Annotated in this window: 22 protein-coding genes; 5 read left to right on the forward strand and 17 right to left on the reverse strand. The window is 71.3% G+C overall.

Features of this window, described 5'->3' with window-relative positions:
• Window positions 1-95: 95 nt before the first annotated feature.
• A complete protein-coding gene (locus VGE38_RS10510) occupies window positions 96-1,133 on the reverse strand; it encodes a GNAT family N-acetyltransferase (RefSeq protein ID WP_331142494.1) in 1,038 nt (345 codons plus the stop codon).
• Complete coding sequence (locus VGE38_RS10515; RefSeq protein WP_331142495.1) at window positions 1,130-2,824, reverse strand: ABC-F family ATP-binding cassette domain-containing protein; 1,695 nt, start codon at window positions 2,822-2,824, stop codon at window positions 1,130-1,132. The genes VGE38_RS10510 and VGE38_RS10515 overlap by 4 nt, the downstream gene beginning before the upstream one ends.
• A 110-nt stretch (window positions 2,825-2,934) precedes the next feature.
• Here VGE38_RS10515 and VGE38_RS10520 point away from each other — a divergent pair, with 110 nt between their 5' ends.
• Window positions 2,935-3,927, forward strand: coding sequence for an alpha/beta hydrolase (locus VGE38_RS10520; RefSeq protein ID WP_331142496.1), 993 nt, complete (start codon window positions 2,935-2,937; stop codon window positions 3,925-3,927).
• Between the two features lie 54 nt (window positions 3,928-3,981).
• Window positions 3,982-5,313 (forward strand): cytochrome P450, encoded by a 1,332-nt coding sequence (locus VGE38_RS10525; protein WP_331142497.1) that lies wholly within the window; start codon window positions 3,982-3,984, stop codon window positions 5,311-5,313.
• A 125-nt stretch (window positions 5,314-5,438) separates the two neighbouring features.
• Here the strand turns inward: VGE38_RS10525 and VGE38_RS10530 are convergent, their stop codons facing one another.
• Together VGE38_RS10530 and truA are read right to left on the reverse strand one after the other, a co-directional pair.
• Entirely contained in the window at window positions 5,439-6,050 is a 612-nt protein-coding gene (locus VGE38_RS10530; protein ID WP_331142498.1) for a class I SAM-dependent methyltransferase, read from the reverse strand.
• Window positions 6,047-6,886 (reverse strand): tRNA pseudouridine(38-40) synthase TruA, encoded by an 840-nt coding sequence (gene truA, locus VGE38_RS10535; RefSeq protein ID WP_331142499.1) that lies wholly within the window; start codon window positions 6,884-6,886, stop codon window positions 6,047-6,049. The genes VGE38_RS10530 and truA overlap by 4 nt, the downstream gene beginning before the upstream one ends.
• Between truA and VGE38_RS10540 the strand changes: the two genes are divergently transcribed.
• On the forward strand, window positions 6,879-7,655 hold the full coding sequence (locus VGE38_RS10540) for a DUF72 domain-containing protein (protein WP_331142500.1): 777 nt from the start codon (window positions 6,879-6,881) through the stop codon (window positions 7,653-7,655). The genes truA and VGE38_RS10540 overlap by 8 nt on opposite strands.
• Window positions 7,656-7,852: 197 nt before the next feature.
• Window positions 7,853-8,077 (forward strand): helix-turn-helix transcriptional regulator, encoded by a 225-nt coding sequence (locus VGE38_RS10545; protein ID WP_331142501.1) that lies wholly within the window; start codon window positions 7,853-7,855, stop codon window positions 8,075-8,077.
• A 41-nt stretch (window positions 8,078-8,118) separates the two neighbouring features.
• Here the strand turns inward: VGE38_RS10545 and VGE38_RS10550 are convergent, their stop codons facing one another.
• Complete coding sequence (locus VGE38_RS10550) at window positions 8,119-9,393, reverse strand: PucR family transcriptional regulator (protein ID WP_524538547.1); 1,275 nt, start codon at window positions 9,391-9,393, stop codon at window positions 8,119-8,121.
• A 323-nt stretch (window positions 9,394-9,716) separates the two neighbouring features.
• Here VGE38_RS10550 and VGE38_RS10555 point away from each other — a divergent pair, with 323 nt between their 5' ends.
• Window positions 9,717-11,051 carry an HNH endonuclease signature motif containing protein gene (locus VGE38_RS10555; protein WP_331142503.1) on the forward strand — a complete coding sequence of 445 codons (1,335 nt, stop codon included), beginning with the start codon at window positions 9,717-9,719 and terminating at the stop codon, window positions 11,049-11,051.
• Window positions 11,052-11,217: 166 nt separating this feature from the next.
• Here VGE38_RS10555 and VGE38_RS10560 read toward each other — a convergent pair whose 3' ends face one another.
• From VGE38_RS10560 to VGE38_RS10615, 12 genes are all read right to left on the reverse strand, one after another.
• Window positions 11,218-11,976, reverse strand: coding sequence for an ATP-binding cassette domain-containing protein (locus tag VGE38_RS10560; RefSeq protein WP_331142504.1), 759 nt, complete (start codon window positions 11,974-11,976; stop codon window positions 11,218-11,220).
• Window positions 11,966-12,628: an amino acid ABC transporter permease gene (locus VGE38_RS10565; RefSeq protein WP_331142505.1), complete on the reverse strand. Its 663-nt coding sequence runs from the start codon at window positions 12,626-12,628 to the stop codon at window positions 11,966-11,968. Before VGE38_RS10565 ends, VGE38_RS10560 begins: the two co-directional genes overlap by 11 nt.
• A complete protein-coding gene (locus tag VGE38_RS10570) occupies window positions 12,628-13,452 on the reverse strand; it encodes an amino acid ABC transporter substrate-binding protein (protein WP_331142506.1) in 825 nt (274 codons plus the stop codon). The genes VGE38_RS10565 and VGE38_RS10570 overlap by 1 nt, the downstream gene beginning before the upstream one ends.
• Before the next feature lie 127 nt (window positions 13,453-13,579).
• Window positions 13,580-15,913: a putative bifunctional diguanylate cyclase/phosphodiesterase gene (locus tag VGE38_RS10575; RefSeq protein ID WP_331142507.1), complete on the reverse strand. Its 2,334-nt coding sequence runs from the start codon at window positions 15,911-15,913 to the stop codon at window positions 13,580-13,582.
• 181 nt (window positions 15,914-16,094) lie between these two features.
• A complete protein-coding gene (gene rplQ, locus VGE38_RS10580; protein ID WP_331142508.1) occupies window positions 16,095-16,700 on the reverse strand; it encodes a 50S ribosomal protein L17 in 606 nt (201 codons plus the stop codon).
• Between the two features lie 144 nt (window positions 16,701-16,844).
• Window positions 16,845-17,861, reverse strand: a complete 1,017-nt coding sequence (locus VGE38_RS10585) for a DNA-directed RNA polymerase subunit alpha (RefSeq protein WP_331142509.1) — start codon at window positions 17,859-17,861, stop codon at window positions 16,845-16,847.
• Between the two features lie 133 nt (window positions 17,862-17,994).
• Window positions 17,995-18,603, reverse strand: a complete 609-nt coding sequence (rpsD, locus tag VGE38_RS10590; RefSeq protein WP_331142510.1) for a 30S ribosomal protein S4 — start codon at window positions 18,601-18,603, stop codon at window positions 17,995-17,997.
• A gap of 35 nt (window positions 18,604-18,638) precedes the next feature.
• Complete coding sequence (gene rpsK, locus VGE38_RS10595; RefSeq protein WP_331142511.1) at window positions 18,639-19,046, reverse strand: 30S ribosomal protein S11; 408 nt, start codon at window positions 19,044-19,046, stop codon at window positions 18,639-18,641.
• Window positions 19,047-19,149: 103 nt separating this feature from the next.
• On the reverse strand, window positions 19,150-19,527 hold the full coding sequence (gene rpsM, locus VGE38_RS10600) for a 30S ribosomal protein S13 (protein ID WP_331142512.1): 378 nt from the start codon (window positions 19,525-19,527) through the stop codon (window positions 19,150-19,152).
• A 202-nt stretch (window positions 19,528-19,729) separates the two neighbouring features.
• Entirely contained in the window at window positions 19,730-19,843 is a 114-nt protein-coding gene (gene rpmJ, locus VGE38_RS10605; RefSeq protein WP_004008316.1) for a 50S ribosomal protein L36, read from the reverse strand.
• Between the two features lie 29 nt (window positions 19,844-19,872).
• A complete protein-coding gene (gene infA / locus VGE38_RS10610) occupies window positions 19,873-20,094 on the reverse strand; it encodes a translation initiation factor IF-1 (protein ID WP_011757309.1) in 222 nt (73 codons plus the stop codon).
• A 237-nt stretch (window positions 20,095-20,331) separates the two neighbouring features.
• The gene (locus VGE38_RS10615; RefSeq protein ID WP_331142513.1) at window positions 20,332-21,384 is read right to left on the reverse strand and encodes an LLM class flavin-dependent oxidoreductase; all 1,053 of its coding nucleotides are present in this window, start codon (window positions 21,382-21,384) and stop codon (window positions 20,332-20,334) included.
• Window positions 21,385-21,421: the final 37 nt, after the last annotated feature.

The following is a 21,421-nucleotide window of genomic DNA, read 5'->3' on the forward strand; positions in this document are numbered from 1 at the left end:
GGAATCCCCGGTGAACCGGTGAAACTTGAACTTCGGGGGCGTTGCAACGCCCCCGAAGTCGCGGAACCCCCGGTTAACCGGGGATTCCGCGACCCTCACCCGAGCAGCTTCTGGAACTCCCCGAGCCGCTCGCTGGGGACGAAGCCGAGCGCCTCGTTGACCGCGATCATGTGCTCGTTGACCTCGGCGTTCCAGGTGATCACCCGGCCGATGGCGGGGTAGTCGGCGGTCTGCAGCAGCCGCAGGGCGGCCACCTTCACCGCCAGTCCGAGCCGGTGGCCGCGGTGGTCGCGGCGCACCAGCGTGCCCCACTGGTAGGCGCGGTCCGGCTCGTGGCGCGTCGTCATCAGCTGGGTGTAGGCGACGACCTGGCCGGCTGCGTCCAGCGCCACCGCGTTGACCGACCGCCGGCCCTGCCGGGCCTGCAGGTCCTCGGCCTCGCGTACGGCGGCCAGGTCGACCGTCGTCGCCTCGATCGCCAGGTCTCCGGTCGGCGCCTCGGTCTCCAGGCTGGCACTGAGCTCGGCCCAGCCGGGCAGCAGCTCCTCGGGCACCGGACCGCTCCAGGAGCGCAGCCGGTACGCCGGGTGCCGCTCGGCCGCGAGACCGGCCAGCTCCGCCAGCCGCTCCTCGGCGACCGGGAGCCGCAGCGTCCGCTGCACCTCCTCCAGCACCAGGTCGAAGCCGTGCGAGCGCGCGAAGAGCACTCCGGCGCGCTGGTCGTCGGTCCCGCCGTCGTACGGCCAGCGGACCTCGGCGCCCAGGATGGTGCGGCCCTCGGCTCTCACCACCTCGACGAGGTGCTCGAGCAGGGCGGTTCCGAAGCCGCGTCGGCGGTGCTCCGGCGGCGTGAAGACGCCCACCTCGGCGCGGCGGAGGTTGTCCAGCTGCGGCAGCTCGACGCAGCCGGCCGCCACCACCGCTCCCGAGCGCAGACCGGCGAAGGCCAGGCTCCGGCGCTCCCGACCCTCGCTGGCGAGCTCGGCCCGCAGCTCCTCGAGCTGCCACACGTCAGCCGACTCGCCACGGCCGTGGGCCGCCGCCTCGGCGTAGGCGGCGTACCAGGCGGCGAACAGCCCGGGATGCGCCACGTCGTCGTCCGGGTGCACGCGGACGATCTCCAGGGCCGTCATCGGACCCGCTCTACGCGGCCCTCGTCCCACACCGGCACGTCGGACTCGTAGACCGTGCCGTCGGCGCCGTAGACCAGGAACCGGTCGAAGTCGCGGGCGAACCACCGGTCGTGGGTGACCGCGACGACGGTCCCGGCGAACGCCCGCAGCCCGTCCTCCAGCGCCTCCGCGGACTGGACGTCGAGGTTGTCCGTCGGCTCGTCGAGCAGCAGCAGCGTGGCGCCGGACAGCTCCAGCAGCAGGATCTGGAACCGCGCCTGCTGCCCGCCCGAGAGCGACTCGAAGGTCTGCTCGGCGCTGGCGCTGAGCTCGTAGCGGTCCAGCACCCGGCTGGCCTGCTCGCGCGGCATGCCGTCGCGGTGCTGGTCGCCCCGGTGCAGGATCTCCAGCAGGGTCCGGCCCCGCAGCTCGGGGTGGTCGTGGGTCTGCACGAACCAGCCGGGGCGCACGCGCGCGCCGAGCTTCGCCAGCCCGCGGTGGGCGACGGGCTCGATGACCATCTCCCCCACGGGCAGGTGTTCGAGGTCGGGCCGGGTGCCGCCGGCGGCGAGCAGGCGCAGGAAATGCGACTTGCCCGAGCCGTTGGATCCGAGCACGGCCACCCGCTCGCCGTACCAGACCTCCAGGTCGAACGGCCTCATCAGCCCGGTCAGCTCCAGCTGCTCGCACACGACCGCGCGCTTGCCGGTGCGACCGCCCGTGAGCCGCATGCGGACCTGCTGCTCACGGGGCTGCTCGGTCGGCGGGCCGATCTCCTCGAACTTGCGCAGCCGGGTCTGCGCGGCCTGGTACTGCGAGGCCAGACCGTCGTTGTACGCCGCCTTGGTCTTGTAGCGCAGCACCAGGGCCTTGAGCTTGGCGTGCTCCTCGTCCCAGCGGCGGCGCAGCTCCTCGAACCGGGCGAACCGGTCCTGCCGCGCCTGGTGGTAGCTGGCGAAGCCGCCGGGATGCGTCCACACCGTGTTGCCGGAGAAGCCGAGCTCGACGGTGACGATCCGGGTGGCGGTGTTGGCGAGCAGCTCCCGGTCGTGGCTGATGAACACGATCGTCTTGTCCGACTCCCGGATGCGCTGCTCGAGCCAGATCTTGCCGGGCACGTCGAGGTAGTTGTCCGGCTCGTCGAGGAGGAGCACCTCGTCGGGGCCGCGCAGGAGGTACTCCAGCACCAGCCGCTTCTGCTCGCCGCCGCTGAGCGTGGCGAGCTCGCGGTACTTCGCCCGGTCGTAGGGGATCGCCAGGGCGGCCGTCGTACAGACGTCCCAGGTGACCTCGAGGTCGTAGCCGCCGGCGTCGGCGTACTCGGCCAGTGCCTCGGCGTACCGCAGCTGGGTGCGCTCGTCGTCGGTCTCCATGAGCGCCAGCTCGCAGCGCTCGACATCGGCGGCCGCGGCGCGGATGCGCGGCGGCGCCACGCTCAGCAGCAGCTCGGCGACCGTGGGGTTCTCGACGGTCGCGCCGGGCGAGACGCCGACCTTCTGGCTCATCACGCCGAGCCCGCCCGTCCGGGTGACGACGCCGCCGTGCGGCTGCAGCTCGCCGGTGATGATCCGCAGCAAGGTGGTCTTGCCCGCGCCGTTGGCGCCGACCAGCGCCACCTTCGCGCCCTCGCCGACGCGGAAGGAGACGTCGTCGAGGAGCACCCGGCCGTCCGGGAGCTCGTACCTGACGTTCGCGACATCGACGTGGCCCACGAACCGACATCCTCCGCCGGATCGCCGCGGCGCACACCCCATTTCTCCCCCGCACGACGGCGGCGGACGCGAGCATTGCGCCCGACGGCCGGGCCCTCTTTACTTGCGGCGTGACCGACACCACCCCCGCCCTCGATCCTGCGCTGGATCCCTCCCTCGACCCCGAGCTGGCAGGCCTGCTCGCCTTCCTGGCGCAGGCGGGTCATCCCCCCATGTGGCAGCAGACCCCCGCGGACGCGCGGCGCGGCTTCCGGGTCCTCACCGTCGACCTCCTCGACCCGGCGCTGGTGCCGCAGCTCGCCGAGGTGCGCGACACGACCGTGCCCGGCGGCGCGGGCGAGCTCCGGGCCCGGGTCTACCGGCCGAGCGCGGGTCCGCTGCCCACGATCGTCGTCTTCCACGGCGGCGGCTGGGTGATCGGCGACCTCGACACCCACGACCTGACCTGCCGCACGCTCGCGCGCGACTGCGAGGCCGTCGTCGTGTCGGTCGACTACCGGCTCGCGCCGGAGCACCCGTTCCCCGCCGCGGTCGAGGACGCGCTGGCGGCGGCCCGCTGGGTCGCCGAGCAGGCCGGGACGCCCGAGGTCGGGCTCGGCGGCACCGGCGTTGTCGCGGTCGCGGGCGACAGCGCGGGCGGGAACCTGGCGGCGGTGGTCGCGCAGACCTTCCGCGACGAGGGTCGCGACCTGGCCGGCCAGCTGCTGATCTACCCCGCCACCGACGTGGCCGGCGACTACCCGAGCCTGGTCGAGAACGCCGAGGGCTACTTCCTCGACACCGCCACGATGGTCTGGTTCCTGGAGCAGTACGCCGCCGGCGCCGATGCGTCCGACCCGCGGCTCTCCCCGCTCCGGGGCGACGTGGCCGGGGTCGCCCCGGCCGTGGTCGTGGTGGCGCAGTTCGACCCGCTGCGCGACAGCGGCACGGCGTACGCCCGGAAGCTGGAGGCGGCCGGCGTACCGGTCGAGCTGCGGACCTTCGCGGGCCTGATCCACGGCTTCGTCGACATGGGGCGGCACTCCCGGGGCGCCCAGGCGGCGGTCGAGGAGACCTTCGCGCTGTTCCGTTCGGTGCTGCACGGGGAGCACCCCGAGGGCTGAACCCGGGGTGACCCTGATGGCCATCGACCGACACGACCGTCCAGACTGTTCCCCATGTCGCTGACCTGGGTACCGGCACCGGTTCGCCGTCGCGCGCTGCGCTTCGCCCTGCGCCGGCAGTCGTCTCCGATCCCCGACATCACCACGCTGCGCAAGGTGCCCGAGCACGCGACGTACCCGCTGCGGCGGCACGGCGTCGACCCCGTCCCGGCGCTGCGCGAAGCGCGTGCGGAGCAGGGGCCGGTGCTCAAGATCGCCAACATCCTCGGGCTCGACGTCTGGCTGGTCACCGGGCACGCGGAGGCCAAGGCGGTGCTCGCCGACGCGCGGTCCTACAGCAACGACATGCGGCACCTGCTCGGCAGCCGGCCCCGCACCGAGGCCGAGCGCATCGGCGGGCTCGGCATGACCGACGCCCCCGACCACACCCGGCTGCGCGGCCTGCTCACGCCGGAGTTCACGATGCGGCGGCTGGCGCGGCTCGAAGGGCTCATCGACGGCATCGTGGCCGAGGCGCTCGACGAGCTGGAGCGGCGCGGCCCGGTCGTCGACCTGGTGGCGCACTTCGGCTTCGAGATCCCGTTCCGGGTGATCTGCGAGCTGCTCGGGATCCGCGACTCCGACCGCGAGGCGTTCCACGCCCTGGGCGCCGCCCGGTTCGACGTGTCGGAGGGCGGGGCCGGCGTGTTCGGCGCGGCCACCGAGACCCGCACCTTCCTCATCGAGGAGGTACGCCGGCAGCGGCTCGATCCCGGCGACGGGCTGATCGGCGAGATCATCCGCACCCGCGGCGACGAGTTCGACGACGTCGAGCTCGGCGGCCTGGCCGACGGGGTGTTCCTGGGCGGCTACGAGACGAGCGCGTCGATGCTCTCGATGGGCACCTACGTGCTCACCCAGCACCCCGAGGCGATGGCGGCGCTGCGCAGCGGCGACCGGCAGCAGGTCAACACCGTGGTCGAGGAGCTGTTGCGCTACCTGTGCCCGGTGCAGATCGCCTTCCCGCGCTTCGCCCGCCACGACCACGACCTGTTCGGCCACCGGGTCACGAAGGGATCGGTCGTGGTGGTCTCGCTCAGCGGCGCCAACCGCGACCCCGGCGTCGTACCGCGGCCCGAGCAGTTCGACCTGCGCAACGCCGGCACCGCCCACCTCGCCTTCGGGCACGGGCTGCACCGCTGCGTGGGTGCGGAGCTGGCCCGGATGGAGCTGCGGGCGGCGCTGACGGCGCTGGCCCACCGCTTCCCCGACATCGAGGTGGCCACCGAGGACGTCGGCGAGCTGGCCTTCCGGGAGCTGTCCATCGTGCATGGGCTGGAGTCGCTGCCGGTGCGGCTCGGGGCGAGCGTCATACGAGGTGGTCGTCAGGGCGACCCGGTCGTCTGACGTCCGGCGGCCGTCGGGGCCGACGTCATACGGAGTGGTCGTCAGGGCGACCCGGTCGTATGACGTCTGGCGGCCGTCATACGAAGTGGTCGCCAGAACAACCCGCTCGTATGACGTCCGGCGACTCAGGGCCGGCGCGACTCCAAAACGCGGAACCCCTTGGCCGACCCGAGGCGCGTGGTCGGGAAGCCCTGACCGGTCAGCCACGCCTGCAGCGAGTCCCCGCCGAGGTTCTTGCCAACCACCATCACGGCGCGCCCGCCGGGCACCAGCCGCGGCAGCCAGGTGAGCAGCAGCTCGTGGAGCGCCTCCTTGCCGATCCGGATCGGCGGGTTGCTCCAGATCTCGTCGTAGGTCTCGACCCCGATCTGCTCCGGCGTCCCCGCGCGGTAGCGGTCGGCGACCCCGAGGGACGAGGCGTTCTCGTTGGCCAGCAGCACGGCCCGCTCGTTGACGTCGACACCGGTGACGGAGCCCGCGGCAAGACCCTGCCGAGCCCACTGCGACGCGATGGCGAGCCCGATGACGCCGTACCCACACCCCAGGTCGAGGATCCGGCCCGGCGCGGGCGGCTCGGTCTCGCGGAACAGCACCGAGGTGCCGATGTCGACGCGCCCTTGCGCGAAGACGCCGCTGCCGCTGACGAGCTCGAGCCGCTGTCCCCACACCTCGGCGGTCACCGGGGCGCGCTTGAAGGCCACCGAGGGGTCGGCGGAGAAGTAGTGGTCCTCGCTCATCCGAGCTCGCTCTCCTGGCGTCGGGCCTTGGTGATCAGCAGCCGGCCGGCGAGGTCGGTGTCGGGCGGGTAGCCGACCTCCTCCAGCGTCAGGCCGCGCGGCGAGGCGATGTGGATGTCGGAGGAGCGTTCGGCCCGCTCCAGCATCTCCGCGGCCCACGCCACGGGCTTGCGACCCTCCCCGATCGCCAGCAGGCAGCCGACCAGCGCCCGCACCATCGAGTGGCAGAAGGCGTCGGCCAGGACGGTCATCGTCGCGGTGCCGGACGCGTCACGGTCCCAGTGCAGCCGCTCGACGCGACGGATGCTGGTGGCGCCCTCCCGCGCCTTGCAGAAGCTGGTGAAGTCGTGGAGCCCCAGCAGGTCGGCGGCGGCGGTGTTCATGGCCGCCAGGTCCAGCTCCCGCGGCCAGTGCAGCACGTGGTGGCGAGTCAGCGGGTCGTACGCCGTCGGCCGGTCGGCCACCCGGTAGGCGTAGCGCCGCCACAGCGCGGAGAACCGCGCGTCGAACTCGTCGGGAACCTCCCGCGCCGCCTGCACACGTACGTCGGCCGGCAGGATGCCGTTGAGCTTGCGGACCAGCGCCTGCGCCGGTGGCAGGGCGGACCGCCCGGCGCTCCGCTCGAGCGTCTCGGGGTCGGTGTCGACGTGGATCACCTGGCCGCGCGCGTGCACGCCGGTGTCGGTGCGCCCGGCGCAGGTCACCCACACCTCCGGGACCCGCAGCGCCAGCGCGAGCGCCTGCTGCACCTCGCCCTGCACCGTCCGCAGCCCCGGCTGCACGGCCCAGCCGTGGAAGTCGCTGCCGTCGTAGGCGAGGTCGATCCGGATGCGCACGGGCTGCATCCTCCCACCGCTCGGGTACCGCACCTGCATGGACGGCGTGCGGATCGGCACCTCGGGATGGACCTATGGCCACTGGGCTGGGGTCTTCTACCCGCCCGAGCTGGGCAAGGCGCGCTGGCGGGACTACTACGTCGAGCGGTTCGACACCGTCGAGCTCAACGCGTCGTTCTACCGCTGGCCGGGCGAGCGGTCCTTCCGCTCCTGGGCGACCGGCCTGCCGCCGGGCTTCGCGATGTCGGTGAAGGCGTCGCGGTGGCTCAGCCACGGCCGCCGGCTCAACGACCCGGACGCCGCCTGGGCGGGGCGGCTCACCGCGGCGGCGCGACTCCTCGGCGACCGGGCCGGCGTGGTACTGGTCCAGCTGCCCGGCGACTTCGAGCGCGACGACGATCGGCTGGCGGCGTTCCTGGCGACCATGCCGGCCGACGTACGCGTCGCCATGGAGCTGCGCCACCCCTCCTGGGACCACGACGACGTCGCGAAGCTGCTGGAGAAGCACGGCGCCGCCTTCGTCGTCACCCACGGCACGGGCCTGCACACCGTGCTGCGCGCGACCGCGCCGTTCGTCTACTGCCGGTGGCACGGCCCCACCTCCGCCCCGCTGTACGCCGGCCGCTACTCCCCCGCCGAGATCGAGTCGTGGGCCTCGCAGGTGGAGGCCTGGCGCCGGGAGGGCCGCACGGTCTGGGGCTACTTCGACAACGACGGCTCCGGCCACGCCATCACCAACGCCATCGAGCTCCGCACCCTCCTCACCTGACCGATCCCGCCGGTCGAGCAGCGAGCGCCAGCGAGCGTCGTCGAGACCAGTGTGTCGTAGCGCAGCGCCCAACAGGTGCGGCGAATAGCCAACTTCGTTGGGCGGACTCCGTCGCGGGGCGCAGCCAGTGTTGACCCGTGTCCAACCGCCAACCTCCCGCCGGTTACTACCGGTCTGCGGAGCTGTTGGCGAAGCGGGTGTTCGAGCGACGCGTCGCTCTGCGCCTCACCCAGGAGCAGCTCGCCGAGCGGACCGGGATCTCCCGCAACCAGATCCAGAACATCGAGAACAACCGCAACAACCGCAAGGACCCCGTCACCGGGCGCCCCGGGCCGGCCAACGCCCGGCTCGACACCATCTTCCTGCTGGCGGAGGCGCTGGAGATGAGCCCACTGGACCTCATCGACCCCGGCGAGGGCTGAGCCGCCCGACGCCCCGCTGGCGCGGTGCGCGGGCGTTTGGATCAGCGGCGGTTCGCTCCGCGTTTGGCTGCGTCACGCCAACCGGGCAGGACGGCGTTGAGCGCCATCACCAGGACGATGCGACCACGCGGCTCTTGCATCCGGTCCCCGAAGAGGCCTTCGAGCTGGCGCAGGCGGTGACGGACGGTGTTCGCATGGACGTCGAGCCGGACGGCGATCTCGCGTGCGGACCCACCACGCACGATCGCGTCGTACAGGGTGAGCGCCAGCATGTAGCGCTGGTGCGGGCCGAGATCCGTGAGCGGGTGCAGCGCCGTTCGGGTGACGTGGTTCAGCAGCGGAGGATCCGACGCCGCCAACAGCAGGTCGAGCCACTCCGCACAGTCGACGACCGGATCGGCAGGGAGCACGCCGTCGCGCCTCAGGGCGAGCGCCTGGCGCGCCCACCGGTGAGCGTCGCCGAGCGTCTCCAGCCCCACCGGACCCATCAGCGCGACCGGCGACGGCCGCACCGCGGCCAGGAGCGCGGGCCGTAGCTCTTCGTACCGCGCAGCGTCGAGGATGACGGTCGTGCGCGACGTGTCCGACCAGGCCAAGACCGCTGCGGAGAGCTGGCGCAGGTCGGGTGCAGCCCGGCGTGCGGCATGCTCCACGACAGCCACCACCGCCAGCTTCGGCGGCTGCCAGCACGCGGCAGCAGCGAGGCTCGGCAGTGCGTCGTTGCCCGGCGACAGCAGCAGCATGCGGCCGAGACGGGCCCGTACGTCGTGCGGCCGCGTCGCCTGGAGGAAGCCCGCCTCGACGTAGCGGAAGAGCTCCTCCATGAGTTCATGCAACAGCTCGCCGAGGACGGTCAGCGCACCCGCATCCGCACCTGCCTGACGGCAATGGCGGGAGATCTCACGCCATGCGTGGCGGGTCGTGACCTGCCATGCCGCGTGCATCCGATCCAGGTGGATCCGCTCCTCGGCCTCGACCCGGCCCAACCGCGCGAACAACTGGTCGGTGCCCGTACGCGGAGGCTGACCACCAGCCGCCTCGGCGACATAGAGGTCGGCGGCCGCCTTCACGGCCGCGCACACCAGCCGGCCCGGCGGCTTGGCCGACCCGCCGGCGTAACCGCGAGCCTGGCCCTCCAGGTGGCGTGTGACTGCCGCCATGATCGGCTCCTGGGCGCGGCGCAGCGCATCGACCACCTGCGTGGGCAGACTGGGACGCGGGCCGTTGTGGGCTGGCTGCCGTGGTTTCGGCACCGGGACCCCGTTGCTCACCGAACCTCCCCGTCGAGTCGGACGACCTCCCTGGCGCCCGAACATCAGGTCAAGGAAGCCCGCCCCAGCCCGCCGCGGCAAGCGATTCCCGGCAAGGCGGGACGGACAGAAGCAGGACTTGTCACCCCCATGACAACCGATGCCGAACAGGTTGTGCCTATTCTTGCCAAACGTCTGTCAAGCGCCGTCATGCGCTCGTGGGTCGAGCCGGCCCCCTCGTTGGTCGAGCCGGCGAGCCGCCAGGCGAGCCGTGTCGAGACCACCCGTGATGCGGCTGGGAGCCAGGGTGTCGGAACCCATGATCGGCCCTCCACAAGCGCGGCGGCGGGCTCGCGGTGACTGTCGGTGCCGGGTGCTTGAGTGGACCCATGACCAGCCCGGGCATCGACCTCGACACCACGCCGGACGCCCCGGCCGCGGTGCTGGCCGACCTGCGCATCCACCGCGAGGCCGCCCGGACCGCCGAGGTCCAGATCATGGTCGACGCGATCGGCTGGGCGGCGATGCACTCCGTCGACTCGCTCACGCAGGCCGCGACGCTGCCGGGCACCGAAGGTGCCGTCGCGATCGCCGGTGAGGGTGCGCCGTTGGTGGCGGAGTTCGCCATCGCCGAGCTCGCCGCGGTGCTGGGTCGCTCCACCGACTCCGGTCGGATCTGGCTCGGCCAGGTCATGGAGTGCCGCTACCGGCTCCCTCGCACCTGGGCCGGGTTGACCGCCGGGCGGGTGCAGCCCTGGCAGGCCCGCCGCATCGCCGAGGCCACCCTCGGCCTGTCGTGGGAGGCCGCGGCATGGGTGGACCGACAGCTGGCGCCGGTGGCGCACAAGGTCGGCCCCGCCCAGCTGGACCGCACCATCGCCGAGGCCCTCACCCGCTTCGACCCCGACCGGGCTCAAGCCCAAGCCCAGGCAGCGCGGGAATGCCGCTACGTGACCGTGGAGACCCGGCACGTCACCACCGACGGCTGTGTGCAGCTCCACGGCATCCTGGACCTGGCCGACGCCCTCGACCTCGACGACGCCCTCCACGCGGTCGCCACCACCCTGGCCCAGTTGGGCTCCACCGACTCCCTCGACGTACGCCGCGCCAAAGCCCTCGGCGAGATCGCCCGCAACGACCTCACCCTCAACCTCACCAGTGACTCCGATAAGCAGACCGAGGAGCCGGGCGATGCGCGGGTGCCCGTGCCGCGGCGTCAGGTGGTGCTCTACGCCCACCTGGACGTCGACCGCTCCGGCACGCCGGACCCGTTCGTGCGGATCGAGAACACCCGCAGCATGATCACCCTCGACCAGCTCCGGGAATGGCTCACCATCCAGAACACGACCGTGACGGTGCGGCCGGTGCTCGACCTCAACCAGCACCTCGAGACCACCGGCTACCAGCCGTCAGGGAAGCTGCGGGAGCAGGTGGCCCTGGTCAACGGGCGCTGCGTGTTCCCGCACTGCACCCGCCCCGCCCGGAGCTGCGACACCGACCACATCACCGCCCACACCGCTCATGCCGCCGGCGGGCCCACCTGCTCCTGCAACCTCGCGCCGCTGTGCCGACGGCATCATCGGATCAAGACCCACACCGCCTGGAGCTACGACCTGCTCGACCCCGGCGTCTATGTCTGGCGCAGCCCCCACGGCCTGACGTTCCACGTCGACCCCGACGGCACCACCAGCATCGACACCACTCGACATCCAACCCGCCCCTGACCCCGCCACCCCACCCGGTAGGCGGGGGCATTGGCACGCCCTGGATGGTCTCGACACGGCTCGCCTAGCGGCTCGCCGGCTCGACCAACGAGATAGCGGCTCCTCGACCGACGAAGAACCGGCGCGACCAACGGAGAGCGGCCGGCTCGACCGGCGAGGCGGTGGGTCAGAAGGGTCGCAGGAGGCGCTCGACGAACTGTTGGGTGCGCTCCTGCGTCGGCTCGCCGAGTACGACGGCCGGCGGGCCCTGCTCGACAATCCGGCCGCCGTCGAGGAAGACCACCTGGTCGGCGACGTCGCGGGCGAAGGCGAGCTCGTGAGTGACGATCAGCATGGTCCAGCCTTGCTCGGCCAGCTCCTTGATGACCGAGAGCACCTCACCGACCAGCTCGGGGTCGAGCGCGGAGGTGGGCTCGTCGAAGAGCAGCAGCTTCGGCCGCAGTGCGAGGGCGCGGACGATGCCGACCCGCTGCTGCTGGCCGCCGGAGAGCCGGTGCGGCTGGGCGTCGGCCTTGTCGGCGAGACCCACCCGCTCCAGCAGCGAGCGCGCCTCGGCCTCCGCCTCGGCGCGCGGACGCTGCTGCACCCGGACCGGACCCTCGGTGACGTTCTCGAGGACCGTCAGGTGGGGGAAGAGGTTGTGGTGCTGGAACACCATGGCGCTCTGGTGGCGCAGCGAGTCCTCCAGCGCGCGGGAGGGCCGGGCGCCGAAGTCGACCGACACCTCACCGATCCGGACCACGCCGGCATCGGGACGCTCCAGCCCGTTGAGGGAGCGCAGCACGGTGGTCTTGCCCGACCCCGACGGCCCGATCAGGGCGACGACCTGGCCGGGCGTCACCGTCAGGTCCACACCGGACAGCACGACGTGGTCGCCGAAGGCCTTGTGCAGGCCGCGGACCTCGAGCAGGGCGTCAGGCGACACGACGATCCAGCCTCTCCTCCAGCCGGGTCTGCCCGAAGGACAGCACCAGGCAGATGACCCAGTAGATGGCGGCCGCCTCGATGTAGATCAGCAGGAACTGCGAGCTCTCGGCGGCGATCTCCTGACCACGCCGGAACATCTCCCCCACCAGCACGAGGGAGGCCAGCGCGGTGTCCTTGACCAGGCTGATGAACGAGTTCGACAGCGGCGGCACCGAGACCCGCGCCGCCTGCGGCAGGATGATCCGCCGCAGCGTGAGCGTGCGGTCCATGCCGATCATGTGGGCGGCCTCCCACTGGCCGCGCGGGACGGAGAGGATCGCTGCCCGGACGATCTCGGCGGCGTACCCGCCCACGTTGACCGAGAACGCGATGATCGCGGTCGGCCAGGGATCGAGCGTCACGCCGACCTCGGGCAGCCCGTAGAAGATCACCAGCAGCTGCACCAGCAGCGGCGTCCCCCGGATGATCGAGACATAGACCCGCGCCGGCGCGGCGAGCCAGCGGTGCCGGCTGATCCGCATCAGCGCGATGACGATCGCAATCGCCAGGCCCAGCGCGAAGCTGATCAGCGACAGCGGGATCGTCCCCAGGAGGGCGCCCTTGACCAGCGGCCAGAACGCCCTCCCGAGCAGCTCGAAGTCGAGGTCCACTACTGGGTGACGTCCTCGCCGAAGTACTTCTGCGAGATGGCCGCGAGCGTGCCGTCGGCGGCCAGGTCGGCCAGCGCCTCGTCGACGGCCTCGACGAGGTCGTCGCTGCCCTGGCGGAACGCCATGGCGTTCTCGGAGACCTCGTCGGACTCGGCGGCGATCTTCAGACTGGTGTCACCCTCGGTCTTCTGCCAGTCCAGGAACGTCAGCACGTCGTTGACGGTCGCGTCGACACGGCCCTGCTTGAGCAGGGTCACGGCCTGCGCCCAGCCCTCGATCGGCTGCACCTGGGCGCCGTTGTCCTTGGCGACCTCGTACCAGTTGCTGGTCAGGCTCTGGGCGGTGGTCTTGCCCTTCAGGTCGGCGAACGAGCTGATGCTGTCGTCGTCCTTGCTCACCACGACCACGCCGGGGCTGACGGTGTACGGCGTGGAGAAGGAGTACCGCTCCTCGCGCTCGGGGTTGATCGAGACCTGGTTGGCGATCGCGTCGAAGCGGCCGGAGTCCAGACCCGCGAAGATCGCGTCCCACGGCGTCTCGACGAACTCCACCTCGACGCCGAGCTGCTCGCCGACGGCGCGGGCGATCTCCACGTCGAAGCCGGTGAGCGGACCGGTGCCGCCCTCGTGGAAGCTGAACGGCCGGTAGGTGCCCTCCGTGCCGATCTTGAGTACGCCGGCCTCCTGGATCTTCTCCAGCGAGGTACCGCCGGCGGCCGGAGCGGCGTCGCCGTCCGCGCCGCGGTCGGTCGGCTCGCCGCAGGCGGCCAGCCCGATTCCGAGGGCGAGCAGCAGCGGGACGGGGACGAGGCGACGAAGGCGCATGGGGTTCCTCTTCTGGTGATCGATGGACGAGCGCGTCGGCCCGCAGGCCCGACGCCCGGACCACAGGTCCGTTACCCCGTAACGCCCAGAAGACGGCACTCCTTCCGTGACGTGGGTCGCGTTGGGCTCACCCGACCCGGTCGTCGGCGTCCTGCCGGTCGGCGACCACAGTGGCGATCAGCTGCTCGGCGGGCATGGGGCGGTACATCAGGTAGCCCTGCGCGCACAGCCCCGGGCCGTCCACGCCGCTGAGCAGCTCCAGCTGCGACTCCCGCTCGATGCCCTCGACGACGACCGCCAGGCCGAGCGTGTGGCCCATGGCGATGACCGAGCGGAGCAGGGCCCAGGCCCGCTCGTCGGTGTCGATGCCCTGCGACAGGCTGCTGTCGGCCTTGATGACCTGGACCGGCAGGTCGTGGAGGTAGCTGATGGAGGAGAACCCGACGCCGAAGTCGTCGACGGCGAACTCCACGCCCGCCGCCCGGATCGCGTGCATCGCGTCGAGCATGCGCTCGTGGACGTCGATGCCCTCGCGCTCGGTGATCTCCAGAATCAGCGTGACACCGGCGGCCTCCGCGGTCGCCTGCTCGATGCTCCGCACGAAGCCCGGCTCGGCGAGCTGACGCGCCGAGACGTTGATCGCCATCGAGAACGGCCCGTCGACCGCCTCGCGCAGGCGGACGGAGTCGGCCACCACCTTGCGCAGCACGACGTCGCCGAGCTGGACGATCAGTCCGGCCTCCTCGGCCGCCTTGATGAAGACGTCCGGCGGCACGGGCCTCCCCCGGCGGTTCCAGCGTGCCAGCGCCTCCGCGCCGACGATCCGTCGCTCGTCGACGAGGAGCACCGGCTGGTAGACGACCTCGATCTCGGAGCGCTCGATCGCCCCGCGCAGGTCGTCGACCAGCTCCAGCCGCTCGAGCCGGGCGCGGCCGATCGAGGCGTCGTACTCGACCAGCCGGCCGCGCCCCTCCTCCTTGGAGACGTACATCGCCAGGTCGGCGTTGCGCAGCAGGCCGGCGGCGGAGTCGCCCGGGGCCGCGACCGCCAGCCCGGCGCTGCCGCGCAGCGAGATGCGGTGGCCCGCGATGCTCACCTCCTGCTGGATCGCCTCCAGCACGCGCTCGCACACCCCCACGACGTCGTCGTGGCCGAGGTCCTCGAACAGCACCGCGAACTCGTCGCCACCCAGCCGGGCGACGGTGCCTGCGCCTCCCACCAGCGCCCGGAGCCGGCCGGCCAGCGAGACGAGCAGCTGGTCGCCGGCCGCGTGACCGAACCGGTCGTTGACCGGCTTGAAGCCGTCGAGGTCGATGAAGAGCAGGGCGACGGGCGCCTCGTGCCCCCGGCCCCGGGCAAGCGCGTCGGTGACCCGGTCCAGCAGGATGCCGCGGTTCGGCAGGTCCGTGAGCGGGTCGTGGCGCGCGATGTGCACCATCTCGTCGATCAGCTCCAGGCGCGCGAAGGCGTCGGAGGCGACCGCCGTGAGCGCGCGGAGCGCCTGCTCGTCCGCGCCGATCGTCGACCGCGCCCGCTCCTTGGCCTTGGCCACCACCCAGCTCGGCATGCCGCGGCGCTGGACCGGCGCGCCGATCTCGCCGCGCCCTGGCGGCGAGGAGTGCAGCGCGACCTCGGGGAGCCGGAGCAGCCGGCGGGCGTCCGCGACCAGCGCCTCCTCGATCTGGTTCCGGTCCGAGAGCGTCTGGGCGCGCAGCGCCGCGTCGAAGAGGACCGTGAGCCGCCGCGCGTGCTCGCTGCCCCTGGTGACGGCCTTGGTGGCGACCAGGAGCGTCGCCAGCGGCCCGCCGAGCAGCATCACGGTCCACCACGGCTGCGACCGGTAGACCATGGCGCCGAGGTAGCCCAGCGTGTCGAACGGGACGAAGCAGGCCAGCGCCAGCAGCATCTGCCGCTGGAGCAGATGCTGGCCCAGGCCGGTGCTCGTGCTGATCGCGACCGAGACCGCCGACAGCACGAGGTCGGCGAGGAAGTACGCCGCCGCCGCGAGCGCCACGGCAGCCAGCTCGCGCGGCGTACCGATGCTGTCGCCGCGCACCTCGACGAGGACCAGTCCGGCCAGGAAGCCGGCGAGGATCCCGACGCCGATGTTGAACAGCTTCGAGGACAGCCGGCGGTCGCTGATCACCTGCGTCGCCAGGACTCCGCACGACCACACGACCAGCGCCTCGGGCAGGTCGAGGGTGCAGAGCATGAACATGAGGATGCTGGAGTCGAAGCCGATCTCGATCCCGCCGCCGTCGCCGCGGTCGATGACGATCGGGAACCGCGAGATGACCACGGTGAGCACGACGCCCACCACGCACATCGCCCAGGGCACCGTGCCGGCATCGGCGAACGCCTCGACGCAGGCCAGCACGAACAACGCCAGGCCGGCGCAGCACACCAGCACGTTGAAGCCCCACGCACGCAACTCCGGCAGGCGGGCCAAGAACGCGGGCATGGGAAGTGCCTCCGAACCGAGTCAACGGGGACGTGCTGCCGCAACCACCGGTCGGGGTCGGACCCGTGCAGCGTACCCAGGGAGCCTACTCACCAGTCGCTCCTGGGATCAGACACGCGCGAGACGCACGAGGGGCCCGCCACCTCGCGGTGACGGGCCCCTCGCTCGGAATCCGAAGGCCTCAGGCCTTCTCCTCCTCGGTGCTCTCCTCGGCAGGCGCCTCAGCGGCGTCCTCCGTGGACTCCTCGGTGCTCTCCTCGGCGACCGACTCCGCCTCGGCGGTCTCGGTGTCGGGCTCGACGGCGACGACCTCGGTCTCGCCGGCCTCGTTCTCCGCCTCGACCTCGGCCGGGGCGACCTCGGTCGCCTCGGTGACCGTGGCGGCCTTCGTGGCCTTCGTGGACTTCGACGCGGCGGGCTTCGGGTTGTAGGCCTCGGTCACGAGCTCGATGACCGCCATCGGAGCGTTGTCGCCCTTGCGGGGGCCGATCTTCGTGATCCGGGTGTAGCCGCCCGGACGCTCCGCGAACTGCTCGGCGATCTCGGTGAACAGGACGTGGACGATGCCCTTGTCGCGGATGACCTTCAGGACCTCGCGACGGTTGTGCAGGTCGCCCTTCTTGGCCTTGGTGATGAGCTTCTCGGCCAGCGGACGCAGGGTCCGGGCCTTGGCCTCGGTGGTGGTGATGCGGCCGTGCTCGAACAGCGCGGTGGCGAGGTTCGAGAGGATCAGCCGCTGGTGGGCCGGGCTGCCGCCGAGACGGGCGCCCTTCTTGGGAGTAGGCATCTGCCTCTTCCTTTCTCTCCGGCCGTGTCAGGTACCGGGGTAGACGACCCGCCGGACGGCGGATCGGTTTTCGGTGGTGGTGCTGCTGCGGACGTCATGCGCCCCGGCTGCCGGAGCAGCCAGGACGCATGACGTACGGCGGGATCAGTACTGCTCGTCCTCGACGAACGCATCGTCGTCGTCGTCGCCGTAGGCGGCGAGGGCGGCGGACGGGTCGAAGCCCGGGGCGCTGTCCTTGAGCGAGAGGCCCATCTCGTGCAGCTTCGCCTTGACCTCGTCGATGGACTTGGCGCCGAAGTTGCGGATGTCGAGCAGGTCCTGCTCCGAGCGGCTGATGAGCTCACCCACGGTGTGGATGCCCTCGCGCTTGAGGCAGTTGTAGGACCGGACCGTCAGCTGCAGGTCCTCGACCGGGAGGGCGAGGTCGGCAGCCAGCTGCTCGTCGACCGGCGACGGGCCGATGTCGATGCCCTCGGCCTCTACGTTGAGCTCACGGGCCAGGCCGAACAGCTCGACCAGGGTCTTGCCGGCCGAGGCGAGCGCGTCGCGGGGACGGATCGACGGCTTGGTCTCGACGTCGATGACGAGCTTGTCGAAGTCGGTGCGCTGCTCGACACGGGTGGCCTCGACCTTGTAGGTCACCTTGAGGACCGGGCTGTAGATCGAGTCGACCGGGATCCGGCCGATCTCGTTGTCGGCGCCCTTGTTCTGGACGGCCGAGACGTAGCCGCGGCCACGCTCGACGACGAGCTCGAGCTCGATCTTGCCCTTGTCCGACAGGGTCGCGATCTTCAGCTCGGGGTTGTGGACCTCGACGCCGGCCGGCGGCGCGATGTCGGCGGCCGTGACCTCACCGGCACCCGACTTGCGCAGGTACATGGTGACCGGCTCGTCGTGCTCGGAGGAGACGACCAGGCCCTTGAGGTTCAGGATCACCTCGGTCACGTCCTCCTTGACGCCCTCGATGGTCGAGAACTCGTGGAGGACACCGTCGATCTTGATGCTGGTGACGGCGGCGCCGGGGATGGAGGAGAGGAGCGTACGACGCAGCGAGTTGCCGAGCGTGTAGCCGAAGCCGGGCTCGAGCGGCTCGATGACGAACCGCGAGCGGAACTCGTCGACGGTCTCTTCCGACAGAGTGGGGCGCTGTGCGATGAGCACTGGATCTTTCCTTTCCGGACCCACCCGCTATATGACGGATCCGAACTTCTAAGGGGAGCGACGGAAGGTGTGGAGCTGTGGGGTTCTGAGGAGCGCCTCCCGCCCCCGCGTGGCGGGGGCAGGAGGGCGGTGATCAGAGCTTCGAGTAGTACTCGACGATGAGCTGCTCCTGGACCGGCAGGTCGATCTGCGCCCGGACGGGGAGCTGGTGCACCAGGATCCGCATGCGGCCCGGGATGGCCTCGAGCCAGGCCGGGACGACGCGCTCGCCGTGGGTCTCGCGAGCCACGATGAACGGGGTCATCTCGAGCGACTTCTCGCGCACGTCGATGATGTCGTACTGCGAGACCTGGAACGACGGGATGTTGACCTTCTTGCCGTTGACCAGGAAGTGGCCGTGGACGACCAGCTGGCGGGCGTGGCGGCGGGTGCGGGCGAAGCCGGCGCGGTAGACGACGTTGTCCAGGCGGCTCTCGAGCAGCTGGAGCAGGTTGTCACCGGTCTTGCCGGGACGGCGGTGCGCCTCGGCGTAGTAGTTCGCGAACTGCTTCTCCAGCACGCCGTAGGTGAAGCGAGCCTTCTGCTTCTCCTGCAGCTGGGTGCGGTACTCGCTCTCCTTGATGCGCGCCCGGCCGTGCTGGCCGGGAGGGTAGGGACGCTTCTCGAAAGCAGCGTCGCCACCGACAAGGTCGACACCGAGACGGCGCGACTTGCGGGTCATGGGGCCGGTGTAACGGGCCATGTTCTCTCAGTCTCCTTGGAAGTCTCGGGTCGGGATCAAACGCGACGGCGCTTGGGCGGGCGGCAGCCGTTGTGCGGGGTCGGCGTGACGTCCTGGATGGTGCCGACCTCGAGGCCGATGGCACCCAGCGAACGGATCGCGGTCTCGCGGCCCGAGCCCGGGCCCTTGACGAAGACGTCGATCTTCTTCATGCCGTGCTCCATGGCGCGGCGGCCGGCGGCCTCCGCAGCCATCTGCGCGGCGTACGGGGTGGACTTGCGCGAGCCCTTGAAGCCGACGGTGCCGGCCGAGGCCCACGAGATCACCGCGCCGGTGGGGTCGGTGATCGTGACGATCGTGTTGTTGAACGTGCTCTTGATGTGAGCCTCGCCCTGGGCGACGTTCTTCTTCTCCTTGCGGCGGACCTTGGTCTTCGCCGCAGCCTGACGGCTCTTGGGAGGCATTCAGTAACTCCTGCTGTAGCTGGTCTGTGAGATCGAGGAAGAGGTCAGCGCATCGCTGGTCGAGTGGCCCGCGAGGTACGAGCGGGCGTATCGAGACCAGCGATCACTTGGCCTTCTTCTTGCCGGCGACGGTGCGCTTCGGACCCTTGCGGGTGCGGGCGTTGGTCTTGGTGCGCTGGCCGCGGACCGGAAGGCCCATGCGGTGACGGCGACCCTGGTAGCTGCCGATCTCGATCTTGCGGCGGATGTCGGCCTGCACCTCACGACGGAGGTCACCCTCGATCGTCAGGCCACGGGACTCGATCTCCTTCGCGAGCTTGACCAGCTCGTCCTCAGCAAGAGCGTGGACGCGGGTGTTGGGGTCGACACCGGTCGCGGCCAGAAGCTGCTGGGAGGTGGTACGGCCGATGCCGTAGATGTAGGTGAGCGCGATCTCGACGCGCTTGTCACGCGGGAGATCCACACCAACGAGGCGTGCCATGTTGATTCCTTCGTAGTTTCAGCCTCAGGTGTCAGTCGACGTACGTCCCAGGTGGCGCCTGAGCTCTGGCCTGAAGCTCCAGAGGTGGTTCCCCGCAGCAGTTCCGCGGGTAGTACGTCGAGGTGGGTTATTCAGTTGTGTGGCCCGCGGTCTCGATACGCCCTCGCCTAGCGGCTCGGGCTACTCGACCAGCGAAGGGCGTTCAGCCCTGGCGCTGCTTGTGGCGCGGGTTCTCGCAGATCACCATGACGCGGCCGTGGCGACGGATCACCTTGCACTTGTCACAGATGGGCTTGACGCTGGGGTTGACCTTCATGGTCAGCCTCTTTCTGGTAGATCGGCTGCTTACTTGTAGCGGTAGACGATCCGACCCCGGGTGAGGTCGTAGGGAGAGAGCTCCACCACCACGCGGTCCTCGGGGAGGATCCGGATGTAGTGCTGGCGCATCTTGCCGCTGATGTGGGCGAGAACCTTGTGGCCGTTGCTCAGCTCGACGCGGAACATGGCGTTGGGGAGGGCCTCCACGACGGTGCCCTCGATCTCGATCACGCCTTCTTTCTTCGGCATGTCCTCCACAATCTGTTGAAGCGATGTCTACCGTTGTCCTGCACCGCTCCTCGGGTGAGGAACGGGTGGCCCGGGAACCTCTCGCGTGCCCGCAGGGGCATCGGAGTGGACCTCGTGCAGCCGTCCGGGCACCTCATCCTCTCGCTCACCAGGTGAGCGACAGGCAGCCGCGAGGCACGACGGAACAGACCCACGTTGGGCCGACGCATCAGTCTAGTGGGACGCGGAGACGATTCCCTAATCGACCGCGGCGAGCAGCCGGAGCGTCTGCTCGCGGCCCGGCGCCCGGTCCACCGGGTCGCCCACGTGGGCGCCGCCGACCGGATTGACCATGACCTCGTCGACGCCGTACTCCCCCGCCAGCGCCGCGATCCGCTCGCGCGCGGCCGCCGGGGCGTCGATCACCCAGCGGCGTCGCATGGCGTCGAGCAGGCCCTGGTGCGCCTCGGGCACCTCCTCCTTCTCGGCCTCCTCGACCAGCTGCTGGGCCGTCAGCGGCGCACCCGTGCGCAGCCGGAGCATCGTCAGCAGCTGCGGGAGCGCCTGCCGCTCGGCCTCCTCGCGCGTCTCGGCGACCGAGGCGTTGACCGTGAGGAACGTGCGCGGCTCGGCCAGCTGGTCCGAGGGCCGGAAGCCGGAGCGGTAGAGATCGATCGCGGCCCGGGTGTCGGCGGCCGACCCGGCGAAGTGGTGGGCGAAGACGTAGGGCAGCCCCTTCTCCGCGGCCAGGCGGGCGGAGTAGTCCGAGGACCCGAGCAGCCAGATCGCCGGGACCGAGGTGGCGGCGGGCGTCGCGTGGAGCTCGTGGCGCCGCCCGCCGAGCGCGATGGAGACGCCGGTCGTGTCCATCATCGCGAGCACGTTGTCGACGTGGTCGGGGAAGCGGTCGACCGCCGAGTCACCCATCGCGTCGGAGGCGCCGTCGCGCAGCACGTAGCGCGTCACCGGGTCGGTGCCCGGCGCCCGTCCGATGCCGAGGTCGATGCGGCCCGGGAAGGCCGCCTCCAGCAGCGCGAACTGCTCGGCGACGACCATCGGCGCGTGGTTGGGCAGCATCACGCCGCCGGAGCCGACCCGGATCCGGCGGGTGGCCGAGGCCATGAGCGCCATGAGGACGGGCGGGTTCGTGGCCGCCACGGCCGGCATGTTGTGGTGCTCGGCCAGCCAGTAGCGGGTGTAGCCCAGCTCGTCGGCGAGCCGGGCCAGCGCCAGGGACGCCTGCACCGCGTCGCCGGTGGTCTGGTCGGTGCGGACGGGGACGAGGTCGAGCACGGAGAGCGCGGGAGTCACGAGGGACCAACCCCGCGCGCCCGCGGGTTGTTCCTGC

This window comes from Nocardioides sp., from assembly GCF_036405735.1.
Lineage (GTDB): Bacteria > Actinomycetota > Actinomycetes > Propionibacteriales > Nocardioidaceae > Nocardioides.